This window comes from Kitasatospora sp. NPDC001683, from assembly GCF_053596495.1.
Window position 1 is genome coordinate 20,704 of the sequence record NZ_JBSFGK010000083.1, and the last position, 14,871, is coordinate 35,574.

The window sequence follows — 14,871 nt, forward strand, 5'->3', positions numbered from 1 at the left end:
TGGCGGGAGAGGGGTGGTCCGGTGGGTTGGAACCCGGTGCCGATGGTATCGGGCTCCTCGGCATGTCTGTGCACGGATGGCCGGTTCGGTTCTTGAGCAGGGGAGTTGAAGCGCAGTTGGACGGGGACGACGACTTCGGTGCGGAGTTGGCGGCGAGCCTCGACCCGGACTCGTGGGTGTGGGTACCGGGGGTGGACTACGCGGCCGGGTGGCGGGTGGCGCGCCGGGAAGCCGATGAGCTGAACGCGCTGCTTGCGGTGTGCGGTGTGAAGCGCACGCAGCTGCGGGCGGTCGCCGATACCGATGCCCTCGGCGGCCCGGTGGTTCGGCTGGAGGGTGTAGCGGAGGGCTGGCTGAGCCTGAAGGAACTGCTCTGCCTGGCCGCGTACGTGCGCCGCGAGCTGGCCTGACTGGGGGCCGGTCGGCGGGGGAGGTGCGCGCGTGGCCGGTTGGGGGAGGCTTTGGGCGGTGTCCTTGCGGGGTTGGGGTCGGGCATGGTCGGGGGGCCGTAAGCTGCTGCGAACTCGGTCAGGGCTTTTGGGCCTGACCGCAATGTGGCCGAGTGGCCCCCCGTCCTTGCCCGACGCGGGCCCCGGCGCGGCAAGGTGCGTAAAGCCTCCCTCGGCCGGCCACCCCAGCCACCGCGCGGCAGCGAACGGCCTGGGTGCCTTCGCCTTCAACCGGCCCTGCATCCGCGGGCGGCCAGCCGCCCGGCCCGGAACGGCCGCAAGGCCGCATGCCCGGCCGGGGCGGCTGGGGCCGCCCGGCGGCGCGAAGGCGCCGCCGCTTGATCTGGGACCTCCCGGCCAAGCTTCGCAAAACACCCATCGTCGTCATCGTGGACGAAGTGGCCGAGCTGTACCTGATGGCCACGCGCGAGGACAAGGCCGAAGTCGGCGAGATCTCCACCAACCTGCTCCGCCTCGCCCAGCTCGGCGCCGCCCTCGGCGTCCACCTCGTCATCGCCGGACAGCGGGTCGGCTCCGACCTCGGCCCCGGCGTCACCGCCCTACGCGCACAGCTGGCCGGCCGCGTCTGCCACAGGGTGAGCGACCCCGGCACGGCGGAGATGGCCCTCGGCGACCTCAACAAGGACGCCCTGGACGCCGCCCAGCGCATCACTCTCGCAGAACAAGGCGTCGCCATCACCGCCGACACCGACGGCCAGTGGATCAGGGCCCGCTCCATCCACGTCACCCCCGAACAGGCCCGCCGAACGGCCCAGAAGCACGCCCGCCTCGCACCGGCCTGGCCCGGCCTGCAGCTGGCAGACGAAGGGGTCTACCTCTGATGGCCACCGCCCTCATTCTCACCGCCGTCCTCGCCCTCGTCACCTACCTCCTGCTCCGCTCCGGCGAACTCAAGCTCTGGCACATCCTCCTCGTCGGCGTCCTCGGCATCTTCCTCGACCGCATCGGATGGGCCGACCCCGTCGTCTACGCCGTGATGTGGCTCGTCCAAGGCCTCACCCACACCACCACCTGAAAGCGCGTGATCACCATGCCAGCCCACCCAACCCCCACCGGCGGCCGCTCCATCCCCACCCGCCGGACCCGCTCCACCCGCCCCAACGCCACCCCCGGCCGAGCCACCACACACATGGCCCGGCCGGGGCCCGGCGAACCCTGGCCCTGGAGACACCCACCATGACCCACACCAACCCGCACAACGACCCCACCGCACGCCGCGCCCTCCTCAACCGGGAGGCGCGGCTGCGCCAACTCCCGCCCATCGACCGGGATTTGGTTCGCCTTGGTGAGATGCCGGACCTGAACCGCTGGCTGGAGCAGATCCGCGCCACCGGCGGCTGCGCCGAACCGGTCTACCTCACCGGCTACTCCACCACCTTGGACGCTGCCACCGGTGAGGTCCTGCGCCACTACTCGACCGCCGCCGAGCCCGGCGGCCGGCTCGCGGTTCGCTGCCGCAACCGCCGGGCCACCCGCTGCCCGTCCTGCTCCCGTGAGCACAGCGGCGACACCTTCCACCTGGTCCGCTCCGGCCTCATCGGCGGTAAGGGCATCCCCGGAACGGTCCGGACGCACCCGCGGCTGTTCGTCACCCTGACCGCCCCTTCGTTCGGCCCGGTCCACCGAGCGGGCGACTGCCACCCGGTCCGGCGCCGGCGCTGTGAACATGGCGGCCGCCACGGCTGCGGCCGGCCCCATCCCGACGGGGACCCGCTCATCGGACAGCCGCTGTGCGCTGACTGCTACGACTACCCGGGCCACGTCCTGTGGAACGCCATGGCCCCGGCGCTGTGGAAGGCCTTCCGGGACAACCTGTACCACCACGTCGCTGCCCGGTCGGGCGTCGGCCGGTCGGAGGTGCGCACCCTCGTTCGGGTCTCGGCCACCAAGGTTGCCGAGTACCAGAAGCGCGGCGCCGTCCACTTCCACGCCGTCATCCGCTTCGACGGCCCCGACGGGCCCACCTCCCCGCCCCCGCCCTGGGCAACCCCGGATCTCCTCCTGGACAGCGTCTACTCGGCTGCCGCTGCGGTGGCGCTGCCCTGCCCCGACACGGCGGCCTACCGCGGCGGGCAGCTCAGCTTCGGCACCCAGCTCGACGCCCACCCGCTCACCAACGGGGACGGCGGGCGGCTCACGGACGACGCGGTCGCCGCCTATGTCGCCAAGTACACCAGTAAGAGCGCCGAAACCGCCGGCGCCGTCGACCGCCGCATCACGTCCCTCGCGGAGATACGGGCGCTGCACGTCAACCCCCACGTCCGGGCCCTCATCGCCACCGCCTGGCGCCTCGGCGGCCTGCCCGAACTGCAACTCCTGCGCCTACGTACCTGGGCCCACATGCTCGGCTACCGGGGCGACTGCCTCACCAAGACTCACGCCTACTCCACCACCTACGGACAGCTTCGGGCCGACCGCGCCGAACACGCCCGCGCCCTGGCCGGCGTCCGAGACCTGTACGCCGACTGGGACACCGACACCACCACGGATTCCGCCTGGCGCTTCGCCGGGACCGGCCACACCCCTGCCGAAGCCCTCATCGCCGTCGGCATCGCCGAAGACCTTGCCACCAACCGTGAGATGGCCCGCGAAGATGCGAGCCGCTTCGTCGAGCGTGGGGAGGTCTCGTGACCGCTCTCCTCCCAGTGCCGGGTACGGTCGGTCCGTCGGTAAGCCCTGTCGAGCTGGTGGGTGCCTCGACGCAGGCGCGAGCCTCGATCATCGAGAGCGAGATCGTCATCGTGGACGATGAAGGCAATGAGGAGCCGTACGACCCCACCAGGCACTGACGGAGACAGCCCCTGGCCTCAATGCCGGGGGCTGTCTTATGCGGGGACCCGTCGTCGGTCGACTATCCGCGTCAGAGCTTGCTCGCGAAGTGGTCTTCCTTGATGATCAGGCGGTCCCGGTAGTCCTTGGGGATCATGAGCCGAAGCTTCACCTGGGGTGCGCGCTGGCCCTTGATCTTGATGCGGGTGACCTCGCACCGAACACCGACCCTCAGGAGGTCGGCCGACATGGCTTCGATACCGCCCTCCTCCCACTGCTGCCGGAACGTCTTGCCGTTGGCGACATTGACCCACCGGTCTTCTGTGGTTTCGGGGTCGATCTGGTCGAGTCGGGCGATCAGCTTGTCCAGGGTCGTCTCAGCCTGTTCGCGAGTGAACCGCGTCTTCGTATAGCGTCCCCCCGGCTCAAGCTCCTTCATGTAGTAGGCGACTGACTCCTCCAGCTGCTTAACCTGGGCGCGGGCTTCGGCGCCTCGCGCGTACTCCCGAACCTGAACGGGCTCGTCGCCGAGGACGGAGAGGACGTCGGTCACGACCGTGGCGTAGACCTCTTCGGGGTTCGGGGCGCCAAGGCCGCCGCTCTTGCACTTCTGGCACCGCAGATAGGCGTAGTCGCCGTTCTGGTTGCTGGTCTTCTTGACTGTCATGTTGCTCTTGCAGTCGACGCAGATCAGAACGCCGAGGAGCTTCGTGGCGCCGCCCGGCTGCCGCGCCGGTTGCTTCTTGCTGCGCTTGTCCAGGTCCGCTTGCAGCTCGTTGAACTCGTCCTCGGTGAAGATGCCCTCTGCCACCCTGATCGGCATGCCGCGCTGGTCCAGGACCTGCTTGGAGCGACGAGCGCGGCCCTTAGTCTCCACTTCAACCCGGTACCCCATCAAGCCGGGGTTCCGCAGGCGACTGAGAAGCGTCGAGGTCGTCAAGCGCTCACCCATGAGCTTCGACCGCTTCATGAGCGTGACCATCCGTGTCGCGGAGACGCCCCGACGGGCCAGACGCCGACACCAGTGCAGAGCCTTGTAGGCGTCGGCGTCAATGTAGAGGACAACCTTCCCGTTCTCGTCCTCCCCCGTCGTGTAGCCGTAGGTGGGTTTGCCGACCAGCCAGTCACTCTGTGTCTTGGCATAGTCCCAGAGGCTCGCCACGCGAGTACTGGTGTTGGTCGCCTCGATCTCCGCGATGCCGCCGATCAGCGTGACCATGATCTTGCCGACGACCGTAGTCAGGTCGATCGAGTCGTGCTTGGAGATCAGGTTCTTCCCGTACTTCAGCGCCCAGTCGATCATGGTGTTCAGGTCGGACAGCCGGCGGATGAAGCGGTCGAGCTTCCAGAACAGGAGCACGTCGAACTCTGGCGCCCGGTCGTTCAGCCATTCGCCCAGCTGCTTCCGCTTCCACGGCGGCACTTTCGTGGCTGAGACGTTCAGGTCACTGGCGACGCCGACGACGCGGCAGCCCCGGTTCAGCGCCTCCCTGCGAAGGTCGAGTTCCTGGCGTACGGGGGAGGTCGTGTCTTCCGTCAGTACGGACAACCGGACCGACAGCAGAGCCCGGGGAGCGTCGTTCGGAAGGGTGGTCTCGGCTCTCTTCAGCTCCTCAAGCTGGGCCAGATCTGCGGCGGTCCATTCAGCTTCTACGGTGTAGGCCTTCTGAGCGGCTGCTGAGGCCGTGCGGCTGCGTTTCCCCATGCCGGAGACGCTAGGGGCGGTTTTGCCCTTGTGTCTATATGGCCCCAGATGCAGACGAGCATCCAGATCGGCCCCACGGGCAAGAAGTTGCTGCCGTTGACGGTCGTCAACAAGTAGGCGGCGCAGGGCTTTCGACCCCCGTCCGGAGTGTTCCGGGCGGGGGTCGGTCGTAGCGGGCTGACCAGGGGCGGAGCGAGTGGGGCGGCGGGGCGCGTACCCTTTGAGGTGACAGAGTCCGGACAGTGGCGGGAACGCGCCGCGCCGGACGGGGACAATTGACTAAAGGACTGAGCGACCCTGGCACGCCGTACGCCCGACGGTCCGCCGCCCGCGCCGACGGTGCAGCGGATTCGTCTCCGCTACACCAAGCGCGGCCGGCTCCGCTTCACCAGCCACCGTGACTTCCAGCGCGCCTTCGAGCGCGCCCTGCGCCGGTCCGCCGTTCCGATGGCCTACTCGGCCGGCTTCACCCCGCACCCGAAGGTGTCCTACGCCAACGCCGCCCCGACCGGGGTGGCGAGCGAGGCGGAGTACCTGGAGATCGGCCTGGCCGCCGTGCGCGACCCCGAGCAGCTGCGGGCGCAGCTGGACGAGTCGCTGCCCGCCGGTCTGGACGTGATCGACGCGGTCGAGGTCCGGACGCCGAACTTCGTGGAGCGCCTGGAGGCCTCCGAGTGGCTGGTGCGCCTGGACGGCGTCGAGCCGGCCGAGGCGGTTCAGGCGGTCCGGAAGTTCCTCGCCGAGGAGAAGGTCGAGGTCGAGCGCCGGACCAAGAACGGCGTACGGGTCTTCGACGCGCGCGGTGCGGTGGCGGCGCTCGAAGCCGTCGAGCCGCAGGTCGACGGTGGTACGGACACGGCCGCCGGAACCGACCGCGATGTTCGGACCGGCCGTCCCTGTGCGATACTGCGCCTGGTAGTACGACACGCCACACCCGCCGTACGACCCGACGACGTATTGTCCGGTCTCCGTGCGACGGCCGACCTGGCGCCGCCGGTCCCCGCAGAGGTGACCAGGCTGGCGCAGGGGCCGCTCGACGAGGAGTCGGGCACGGTGACCGACCCGCTGGCGCTCGACCGCGCCGCGGCCCCGGCCGGCTGAGAAACGGCCGCCGGGCCGCGCGCTACCGCGTCCGCCTAGGGGGCGGAGGCCGGGTCCAGTGCCTCACTGGATCCGACGGACCTCCAGGGTTCCCGCGGCTCCCCAGGGGAGCGAGCGTCGTCGCAGCACAGGCCGGCCACTCGGGGTCCGCCGACCAGGACGGTCGGTGGGCCCGGGGCCCCGTCCGGGAGCCACCCGGGGTTGGGGGACGGCTCAGCTTGGGAAAACCTCAGAAGACTGGTCAGACCAGAAGACTTTTCGACACCCCGCCGAGCGTGGGGCGCCGAGCGAGACTACGAGCCCCTGTGCGGCCTCGCGTCCGCACGGCGGCACCGTCAAAGGGTCCGGCCCGAGCATCGTCGCGATGCCGGCCGCCCACTGGTGCCGCGCCGTGCCCGGATGCGGAGCCCGGGGGCCTGACGGGAGATCCACCCGCATGCTCGATAACACCGATCCGCAGCAGTCTGCGGCCACGGAACAGAACGGAACCGCCGTGACCGGTGGCGAGGGCGCGCCCGCCGCGCCGCCGCGCCGTCGTCGCCGGGCGGTGTCCCGCCCGGCGGGCACCCCGCAGGGTGCGGCCGCCGAGGCGGCCGAGACGGTCCTGCCGGCCGAGGCGCACGAGGCGCCCGCCGCCGCGGCCCCGGCGGCCGAGGCCGCCCCGGTGGCGGAGAAGCCGGTCCGGGCCCGCCGGACCCGCAAGCGGGCCGAGGCCCCGGCGGGTGCGCCGGAGGAGACCGCGATCGTGGTCACCGCGCCGGAGACCGAGGAGACGAAGACCGAGGAGAAGGCGGAGAAGCCTGCTCGGGCCCGCCGGACCCGCAAGAAGGCCGAGGCCCCGGTCGAGGCGCCCGTGGTCGAGGAGCCCGCGGTCGAGGCCGCCGCTCCCGCCGAGGCCCCCGTCGCCGAGCCGGTGGCCGAGGAGGCCCCGGCCGCGCCGGCCCGCCGTACCCGCCGCCGTCGCGTGGTCGAGGCCGCGCCGGTGGTCGAGGCCCCGGTCGAGGAGCCGGTGGCCGAGGAGCCCGCCGTCGAGGAGGAGCCCGCCGAGGAGGAGGCCGTCGAGGCCGCCGCCGAGCCGGCCGCCGCCCCGGCCCCGGCCCCCGCTCCGGCCGCCGAGGCCGAGCCGCACCACCGGGTGCGCCGCCGCGCGGTCCGTCCGGCCACCGCGGTCTTCCAGGCCCCGGTCTTCCAGGAGCCCGCGCCCTACGTCGCGCCGACCGCGCCGCAGCAGCCCGCCGCCGTCACGGCGCCGGTCGAGGCCCCGGCCGCCGCCGAGCGCGGGGACGAGGACGAGTACGAGTACAGCGGTGTCGGCCGCCGCCGTCGGGTCCGCACCCGGGTCGAGCCGGGCCGCCGCAAGCCGGTCGCCGAGGCGCCGGTGAAGGCCCCCGCCAAGGCCCCCGTGGAGGCTCCGGCCGTCGAGGCGCCCGCCGTGGAGGCCCCCGCCGCCGGTCCGGAGACCGAGGGCGAGTGGGAGGAGGACGGCCGTCCGTCGCGCCGTCGCCGTCGGGGCGGCCGTCGCCGTCGCCGTGGCGAGGCCGAGGAGTTCGAGGCCGCCGAGGCCGTCGAGACCGAGCAGCCCGCCGTCGAGGAGCCGGCCCGGGCCGTCGCCGAGGAGGAGGACGAGGAGGAGGACGAGCTGGCCTCCGGCCTGTCCTCGTCCCGCCGTCGCCGCCGTCGCCGCCGCCGCAGCGGCGAGGCCGGCGCCGTCGAGACCGCCGAGACCACCGAGGACGGCGTCCGCACGGTGGTGAAGGTGCGCGAGCCGCGCCGCCGCTCCACCGAGCCGTCCTTCGACCCGGACGAGGTGCAGTCCATCAAGGGCTCGACCCGCCTGGAGGCGAAGAAGCAGCGCCGCCGCGAGGGCCGCGAGCTGGGCCGCCGCCGGGTGCCGATCATCACCGAGGCCGAGTTCCTGGCCCGCCGCGAGTCGGTCGAGCGCGTCATGGTGGTGCGCCAGAACGGTCAGCGCACCCAGATCGGCGTGCTCGAGGACGGCGTGCTGGTCGAGCACTACGTCAACAAGGAGCAGGCCACCTCGTACGTCGGCAACGTCTACCTGGGCAAGGTCCAGAACGTGCTGCCGTCCATGGAGGCCGCGTTCGTCGACATCGGCAAGGGCCGCAACGCGGTGCTGTACGCCGGTGAGGTCAACTTCGGTGCGCTGGGCCACGGCGGCCCGCGCCGGATCGAGTCGGTGCTGAAGTCCGGCCAGTCCGTGCTGGTGCAGGTCTCCAAGGACCCGATCGGCCACAAGGGCGCCCGCCTGACCAGCCAGATCTCGCTGCCCGGCCGCTACCTGGTGTACGTGCCCGAGGGCTCGATGACCGGCATCTCGCGCAAGCTGCCCGAGAACGAGCGCGCCCGCCTGAAGCAGATCCTCAAGAAGATCGTCCCGGACGACGCGGGCGTCATCGTGCGCACCGCCGCCGAGGGCGCCTCCGAGGAGGAGCTGACCCGCGACGTCCAGCGCCTGCAGCAGCAGTGGGAGGACATCCAGAAGAAGGCCGCGACCGGCAACGCCCCGGCGCTGCTGTACGGCGAGCCGGACATGACCGTCCGGGTCGTGCGCGACATCTTCAACGAGGACTTCACCAAGGTCATCGTCTCCGGCGACGAGGCGTGGAAGACCATCCACGAGTACGTCTCCAACGTGGCCCCGGACCTCGCCGAGCGGCTCCAGCGGTGGACCTCCGAGGTGGACGTGTTCGCCACCTACCGGATCGACGAGCAGCTGATGAAGGCGCTGGACCGCAAGGTCTGGCTGCCCAGCGGCGGTTCGCTGGTGATCGACCGCACCGAGGCGATGGTCGTCATCGACGTCAACACCGGGAAGTTCGTCGGCCAGGGCGGCAACCTGGAGGAGACGGTCACCCGGAACAACATCGAGGCGGCCGAGGAGATCGTGCGCCAGCTGCGGCTGCGCGACCTCGGCGGCATCATCGTGATCGACTTCATCGACATGGTCCTGGAGTCCAACCGCGACCTGGTGCTGCGCCGCCTGCTGGAGTGCCTGGGCCGGGACCGGACCAAGCACCAGGTGGCCGAGGTCACCTCGCTGGGCCTGGTCCAGATGACCCGCAAGCGGGTCGGCCAGGGCCTGCTGGAGTCCTTCTCCGAGGCCTGCGTGCACTGCAACGGCCGCGGTGTGATCGTCCACATGGAGCAGCCGAGCGCCCACGTCCACGCTCCGGTGGCCGCGGCCGCCGAGGCGGGCCCGGGCGGCGGCAAGCGCCGTCGCCGGGGCAAGGGCGGCGCGGCCCACGAGGAGCCGCAGGCCGTCGAGGCCGTCGTCGAGGCGGTCGTGGAGCCCGCCGAGCCGGTGCGCGAGGAGATCGAGGGCCAGCTGGCCCTGGAGGTCCCGGGCGTCGAGGCGGAGGCCGCCGAGGCCGCGGCCGTCGAGACCGTGGTGGTCGAGGCGCCGAAGGCCGAGGAGGCGCCGGTGGCCGAGGCCCCCGCCGCCGCTCCGGCCGGCCGTCCGCGCCGCCGCGCGGTGCGCAAGGCGACGGCTCCGGCGGGTGCGCCGCAGGCCGCCGAGATCGTGGTGCTGCAGGCGAAGGCCGACGCGGCCCTGGAGGCGGCCCTGGCGGCCGCCGCCCCGGCCACCGAAGCCGCCGTCGAGGCTGCCGCCCAGGCCGCCGCCGAGGCTGCGCCCGAGGCCGCTGAGGAGGTCGTCGTCGCGGAGGCCGTGGTCGAGGAGGCCGCCGAGGCCCCCGCCGCCGAGGCCCCCGCCGCCGAGGCTCCCGCTGAGGAGGCGCCCGCCGAGGAGGCCCCGGCGCCCAAGAAGCGGGCCGCCCGCAAGACCGCCGCGAAGAAGACCGCCGCCAAGAAGACGACCGCGGCGGCCAAGAAGACCACCGCCCGCAAGACCGCGACCAAGCGGACGAGCGCGGCGGCCAAGAAGGCCGCGGCCGCCGAGGGTGATACGGCGGCCGAGTAGTGCCCACGCCCGGGGCGGGTACCCTCCCGCCCCGGGTCGTACGGGCCGGTTTGCCCCAGCGGCGGCCGGTCCGTATTCTTGACCATCGGCGTGTCTACGCCGCGCTCCCGAGCACATCACCTTCCCGAGAGTCCCGCGCCCAGCGCGGAGCGGTCGGGAAGAGGCCCCTGTGTCCGTACCCAGGCGGCTGGCGTCGGGAGTTCCGACCGAGTTGGGAAAGTAGGTACCGCATGTACGCGATCGTTCGCGCAGGCGGCCGCCAGCACAAGGTCGCCGTCGGCGACGTGCTGGAGATCGACCGTATCGAGGCCAAGCCGGGTGACTCGGTGGAGCTCTCGACCATCCTGGTCGTCGACGGTGACGCCGTCACCTCCGACCCGTGGGTCCTGGCCGGCGTGAAGGCTCACGCCGAGGTGGTCGACCAGACCAAGGGCGACAAGATCGTCATCCTGCGCTACAAGAACAAGACCGGCTACCGCCGTCGTCAGGGTCACCGTCAGAAGCACACCGCGGTGCGCATCACCAGCATCGACTCGGTCAGCAAGTAAGGGGATAGCGAGATATGGCACACAAGAAGGGCGCAAGCTCTACCCGCAACGGCCGTGACTCGAACGCCCAGCGCCTCGGCGTGAAGCGCTTCGGCGGCCAGGTCGTCTCCGCCGGCGAGATCCTCGTCCGCCAGCGCGGCACCCACTTCCACCCGGGTGCCGGTGTCGGCCGCGGTGGCGACGACACCCTGTTCGCGCTGACCGCCGGTGCGGTGCAGTTCGGCAACCGTCGCGGCCGCAAGGTCGTCAACATCGTGGCCGTCGAGGCCTGAGTCCCAGCGGACTCGCGAGTCGTACCAGACTCACACTGAAGGGTGGGCCGGAATGTTCCGGTCCACCCTTCGGCTTTACGCAACAGCAAGCAGACAAATCCGCACTGGAGGCACACCTCATGACCACCTTCGTGGACCGCGTCGAACTCCACGTCGCCGCGGGTAACGGAGGCCACGGCTGCGCCTCCGTGCACCGGGAGAAGTTCAAGCCGCTCGGCGGCCCGGACGGCGGCAACGGAGGGGAGGGCGGAAGCGTCATCCTCACCGTGGACTCGCAGATCACCACCCTGCTCGAGTACCACCACTCGCCCAAGCGCAAGGCGACCAACGGCAAGCCCGGCGCGGGCGGCCACCGCACCGGCGCCGACGGCGAGGACCTCGTCCTGCTGGTGCCGGACGGCACCGTGGTCCTGGACCGCAAGGGCAACGTGCTCGCCGACCTGGTCGGCCACGGCACCAGCTTCGTCGCCGCCCAGGGCGGCCGCGGCGGCCTCGGCAACGCCGCGCTGGCCTCGGCCCGCCGCAAGGCCCCGGGCTTCGCGCTGCTCGGCGAGCCCGGCGAGGCCCGCGACATCGTGATGGAGCTCAAGTCCGTCGCCGACGTGGCCCTGGTCGGCTACCCGAGCGCCGGCAAGTCCTCGCTGATCTCGGTGCTCTCCGCCGCCAAGCCGAAGATCGCGGACTACCCGTTCACCACCCTGATCCCCAACCTCGGCGTGGTCACCGCGGGCGACACCGTCTACACCATCGCCGACGTGCCCGGCCTGATCCCGGGCGCCAGCCAGGGCCGGGGCCTCGGCCTGGAGTTCCTGCGGCACGTCGAGCGCTGCTCGGTGCTGGTGCACGTGCTGGACTGCGCCACCCTCGAGCCCGGCCGCGACCCGCTGAGCGACCTGGAGACCATCGAGGCCGAGCTCGCCGAGTACGGCGGTCTGGAGGACCGGCCGCGCCTGGTCGCGCTCAACAAGGTGGACGTCCCGGACGGCCAGGACATCGCCGACCTCACCCGCGCCTCGCTGGAGGAGCGCGGCTTCCAGGTGTTCGAGGTCTCCGCCGCCTCCCGCAAGGGCCTGCGCGAACTGAGCTTCGCGCTGGCGAAGATCGTCGCCGAGGCGCGCGCCGCCAAGCCGGTCGAGGAGTCCACCCGGATCGTGCTGCGGCCCAAGGCCGTGGACGACGCGGGCTTCACCATCACCGAGGAGGACGGCGCCTACCGCATCCGCGGCGTCAAGCCGGAGCGCTGGGTCCGCCAGACCGACTTCGCCAACGACGAGGCCGTCGGCTACCTCGCCGACCGGCTGGCCCGCCTCGGTGTCGAGGAGCAGCTGTGGAAGGTCGGGGCGCACGAGGGCGACACCGTCATCATCGGCCCCGACGAGAACGCCGTCGTCTTCGACTGGGAGCCGACCATGGCCGCCGGCGCCGAGATGCTCGGCCGCCGCGGTGAGGACCACCGCTTCGAGAGCCCGCGCCCGGCGGTCGACCGCCGCCGCGAGAAGCAGAAGGGGCGGGACGCGGCCGAGGCCGAGTTCCTCGCCTTCGAGGCGCTCTCCAGCGGCCGGCAGTCCGCCATCGAGGGCGACGACGAGGACTACTGAACCGGTCCCGCCTGACGGGAACGGCCCCCGCCACCTGTCGAGGTGGCGGGGGCCGTTCCCGTGTTCACGGGTGACGCGGCGTCACTTCGCCCAGGAAGCCTGAAGCTTGAGCAGGTCGGTCAGGTCGGTGTAGCCGACCGCCGCCGGGGTGCCGCCGGCGATGGTGAAGATGTCGCAGCCCTTGGTCTCGGAGCCCTTGGTGACGCCCTGGAACTTCGCCGCGGTGCACTTGGGCATCGGCGTGGCGGCGCTCATGGTGGGCAGGCCCGTCTTGCCGGTGCTGTCGAAGATGACGAACTTCGAGTTCGGGGCGGTGAAGGAGAGGCTGGACTCCCCGAGGTTCTTGATGGTGTAGCTGACGTAGACCGGAGTGCGGCCCTCCAGTCCGGCGGTCGGGACCTTGGCGGCGGTGAGGTCCTGCAGCGAACCGACCTCGATGCCGGTGACGGTGATCTGCAGCTTGGCGGCGACGTTGGAGGTCTTGTCGGCGAAGTCGACGGTGGCCGACTGGCCGACCTTCACGGCGGTCGGGGCCTGCGGGATCTTGCCGCCGCCGCCGGCGCCGCCGCCCGCCGCGCCGGCCGTACCGGCACCGCCGGTCGCCGCGCCACCGGTCGCCGCGCCACCGGTCGCGGCCCCACCGGTGGCGGCTCCACCGGTGGCAGCGCCGCCCGAGGCGGCACCGTCGGTGGCCGCGCCCGACGGGGCGGCGGTCGAACCGCCGGCCGCGCCGCCGGTGGCCGCGCCGGTCTGGGCCGGAGCCGCTCCGGTGGCGCCGCCCGTGCCGGCCGGGTCCGAGTTGTCCGGACCGCAGGCGGCGAGCGAGAAGGCGGTGGCCGCCGCCAGCGCGGCGACGGTCAGCTTCGTGGTGTACGAACGCATGGTGCGCTTTTCTTCCCGGGCGCGCGACCGCGAACCGTTGCCGGCCTGCCCAGTGCGGCGCCGCCCCGTGTGACAGGAACGTCGAAGACGAGTGGGTACAGCGGGCAAGAAGCCGTCCCCCGATCTGGCTTTCGGTCAGGGACCATACCAGCCATCCGGATTGCCGGCCGGGCTGTGGCGAGCCCGTGACCAGGCCGGGTCCAGTCGGTGAAACACCTTGGGGGTGACCTGCGTGGATCGCGTAGATTTCGGGCATGACGGCCGGGCCCGGCCCGCCGTGACCGCACCACACCGGAAGGGCGTACAGCGAGATGAGCGAGGACTCACTGCGGGAGGAGGTGCTGACCGCACGGCGGATCGTGGTCAAGGTCGGCTCCTCCTCACTCACCACGGCGGCCGGCGGCCTGGACGCCGACCGGGTCGACGCCCTGGTGGACGCGCTCGCCAAGGTGCGCAGCCGCCCGGACGCCCCCGAGGTCGTGCTCGTCTCCTCCGGCGCCATCGCCGCCGGGCTCGCCCCGCTCGGCCTGGACCGGCGGCCCAAGGACCTGGCCCGCCAGCAGGCCGCCGCCAGTGTCGGCCAGGGACTGCTGGTCGCGCGGTACACCGCCTCCTTCGCCCGGTACGGCATCCGGGTCGGCCAGGTGCTGCTCACCGCCGAGGACGCCAGCCGCCGCGCCCACTACCGCAACGCGTACCGGACGCTGGACCAGCTGCTGGCGATGGGCGCGATGCCGATCGTCAACGAGAACGACACCGTCGCCACCGCCGAAATCAAGTTCGGGGACAACGACCGGTTGGCCGCGCTGGTCGCCCACCTGGTCCGGGCCGACCTGCTGGTGCTGCTCTCCGACGTGGACGGCCTCTACGACGGAGACCCGGCCCGTCCCGGCACCAGCCGGATCGCCGAGGTGCGCGGCCCGCACGACCTCGACGGCATCGAGATCGGCAGCGCCGGCAAGGCGGGCGTCGGAACCGGCGGCATGGTCACCAAGGTCGAGGCGGCCCGGATCGCCACCGGCGCGGGCATCCCGGTGGTGCTCACCGCGGCCAGCCACGCCGCCGACGCGCTGGCCGGGCGGCCCACCGGCACGCTCTTCCTGCGCACCGGCAGCCGCACCTCCGACCGGATGCTCTGGCTGGCCCACGCGAGCAGCCCGCGCGGCGCCCTGCACCTGGACACGGGCGCGGTCGAGGCGGTCGTCTCCGGTGGCGCGTCGCTGCTGCCGGCCGGGGTGACCAAGGTCGACGGGGAGTTCGCCGCGGGTGATCCGGTGGACCTTCTTGCCGAAAACGGCCACATCGTGGCTCGCGGACTGGTCAACTTTGATGCGAGGGAGTTGCCCCGCCTGCTCGGCCGGTCCACCCGCGACCTGGCCCAGGAGTTCGGCGCCGCGTACGAGCGCGAGGTCGTCCACCGCGACGACCTGGTCGTTCTGCGCGGCTGACCGGCCGTCCGGCCGGCACCGGCCGGACGGCGCAGTGCGGTCGGCGGGCCGCTCCGTACCGGGAGGGGGGCAGGGGAGTCGGCGGGCGGCTGGGTCTGGCTTCCGGTCGCCGCAGGGCTGGTGCTGGTCGGACTGGTG

The 14,871-nt window shown here is 72.2% G+C and carries 12 protein-coding genes and 1 pseudogene; 11 read left to right on the plus strand and 2 right to left on the minus strand.

Features of this window, described 5'->3' with window-relative positions; translation table 11 throughout:
• The first annotated feature begins 116 nt into the window (after positions 1-116).
• The 5 genes and pseudogenes from ACWCYO_RS32010 (at position 117) to ACWCYO_RS32030 (ending at position 3,259) form a co-directional block, all read left to right on the plus strand.
• A complete protein-coding gene (locus tag ACWCYO_RS32010) occupies positions 117-410 on the plus strand; it encodes a hypothetical protein (protein WP_449786166.1) in 294 nt (97 codons plus the stop codon).
• A gap of 374 nt (positions 411-784) precedes the next feature.
• Positions 785-1,291 (plus strand): annotated as a pseudogene (locus tag ACWCYO_RS32015) (FtsK/SpoIIIE domain-containing protein); the annotation flags it as partial.
• Positions 1,291-1,485 (plus strand): hypothetical protein, encoded by a 195-nt coding sequence (locus ACWCYO_RS32020; RefSeq protein WP_449786167.1) that lies wholly within the window; start codon positions 1,291-1,293, stop codon positions 1,483-1,485. The pseudogene ACWCYO_RS32015 and the gene ACWCYO_RS32020, both read left to right, overlap by 1 nt.
• 161 nt (positions 1,486-1,646) lie before the next feature.
• Entirely contained in the window at positions 1,647-3,101 is a 1,455-nt protein-coding gene (locus ACWCYO_RS32025) for a replication initiator (RefSeq protein WP_449786168.1), read from the plus strand.
• Positions 3,098-3,259 carry a hypothetical protein gene (locus tag ACWCYO_RS32030; RefSeq protein WP_449786169.1) on the plus strand — a complete coding sequence of 54 codons (162 nt, stop codon included), beginning with the start codon at positions 3,098-3,100 and terminating at the stop codon, positions 3,257-3,259. Before ACWCYO_RS32025 ends, ACWCYO_RS32030 begins: the two co-directional genes overlap by 4 nt.
• Before the next feature lie 71 nt (positions 3,260-3,330).
• Here ACWCYO_RS32030 and ACWCYO_RS32035 read toward each other — a convergent pair whose 3' ends face one another.
• The gene (locus ACWCYO_RS32035; protein ID WP_449786170.1) at positions 3,331-4,944 is read right to left on the minus strand and encodes a recombinase family protein; all 1,614 of its coding nucleotides are present in this window, start codon (positions 4,942-4,944) and stop codon (positions 3,331-3,333) included.
• Positions 4,945-5,283: 339 nt separating this feature from the next.
• Between ACWCYO_RS32035 and ACWCYO_RS32040 the strand changes: the two genes are divergently transcribed.
• From ACWCYO_RS32040 to obgE, 5 genes are all read left to right on the plus strand, one after another.
• Entirely contained in the window at positions 5,284-6,045 is a 762-nt protein-coding gene (locus tag ACWCYO_RS32040; protein WP_270146985.1) for a TIGR03936 family radical SAM-associated protein, read from the plus strand.
• A gap of 436 nt (positions 6,046-6,481) precedes the next feature.
• A complete protein-coding gene (locus ACWCYO_RS32045; protein ID WP_449786171.1) occupies positions 6,482-9,985 on the plus strand; it encodes an Rne/Rng family ribonuclease in 3,504 nt (1,167 codons plus the stop codon).
• Positions 9,986-10,215: 230 nt separating this feature from the next.
• Complete coding sequence (gene rplU / locus ACWCYO_RS32050; RefSeq protein WP_030233759.1) at positions 10,216-10,533, plus strand: 50S ribosomal protein L21; 318 nt, start codon at positions 10,216-10,218, stop codon at positions 10,531-10,533.
• A gap of 14 nt (positions 10,534-10,547) precedes the next feature.
• The gene (gene rpmA / locus ACWCYO_RS32055; protein WP_030058248.1) at positions 10,548-10,805 is read left to right on the plus strand and encodes a 50S ribosomal protein L27; all 258 of its coding nucleotides are present in this window, start codon (positions 10,548-10,550) and stop codon (positions 10,803-10,805) included.
• Positions 10,806-10,924: 119 nt separating this feature from the next.
• Positions 10,925-12,403, plus strand: coding sequence for a GTPase ObgE (obgE, locus tag ACWCYO_RS32060; RefSeq protein WP_270146987.1), 1,479 nt, complete (start codon positions 10,925-10,927; stop codon positions 12,401-12,403).
• An 81-nt stretch (positions 12,404-12,484) separates the two neighbouring features.
• Here obgE and ACWCYO_RS32065 read toward each other — a convergent pair whose 3' ends face one another.
• Entirely contained in the window at positions 12,485-13,285 is an 801-nt protein-coding gene (locus tag ACWCYO_RS32065; RefSeq protein ID WP_449786172.1) for a hypothetical protein, read from the minus strand.
• A gap of 311 nt (positions 13,286-13,596) precedes the next feature.
• On the opposite strand from ACWCYO_RS32065, the gene proB reads away from it, so the two are divergent.
• Positions 13,597-14,733 carry a glutamate 5-kinase gene (gene proB, locus ACWCYO_RS32070; protein ID WP_270146990.1) on the plus strand — a complete coding sequence of 379 codons (1,137 nt, stop codon included), beginning with the start codon at positions 13,597-13,599 and terminating at the stop codon, positions 14,731-14,733.
• The last annotated feature ends 138 nt before the right edge of the window (positions 14,734-14,871 follow it).

Bases quoted from the DNA above. Each gene is read 5' to 3' on its own strand.
- ACWCYO_RS32020 (WP_449786167.1), top strand. From the start codon at position 1,291: ATGGCCACCGCCCTCATTCTCACCGCCGTCCTCGCCCTCGTCACCTAC.
- ACWCYO_RS32025 (WP_449786168.1), top strand. From the start codon at position 1,647: ATGACCCACACCAACCCGCACAACGACCCCACCGCACGCCGCGCCCTC.
- ACWCYO_RS32035 (WP_449786170.1), bottom strand. From the start codon at position 4,944: ATGGGGAAACGCAGCCGCACGGCCTCAGCAGCCGCTCAGAAGGCCTAC.
- ACWCYO_RS32045 (WP_449786171.1), top strand. From the start codon at position 6,482: ATGCTCGATAACACCGATCCGCAGCAGTCTGCGGCCACGGAACAGAAC.
- rplU (WP_030233759.1), top strand. From the start codon at position 10,216: ATGTACGCGATCGTTCGCGCAGGCGGCCGCCAGCACAAGGTCGCCGTC.
- rpmA (WP_030058248.1), top strand. From the start codon at position 10,548: ATGGCACACAAGAAGGGCGCAAGCTCTACCCGCAACGGCCGTGACTCG.
- obgE (WP_270146987.1), top strand. From the start codon at position 10,925: ATGACCACCTTCGTGGACCGCGTCGAACTCCACGTCGCCGCGGGTAAC.
- ACWCYO_RS32065 (WP_449786172.1), bottom strand. From the start codon at position 13,285: ATGCGTTCGTACACCACGAAGCTGACCGTCGCCGCGCTGGCGGCGGCC.
- proB (WP_270146990.1), top strand. From the start codon at position 13,597: ATGAGCGAGGACTCACTGCGGGAGGAGGTGCTGACCGCACGGCGGATC.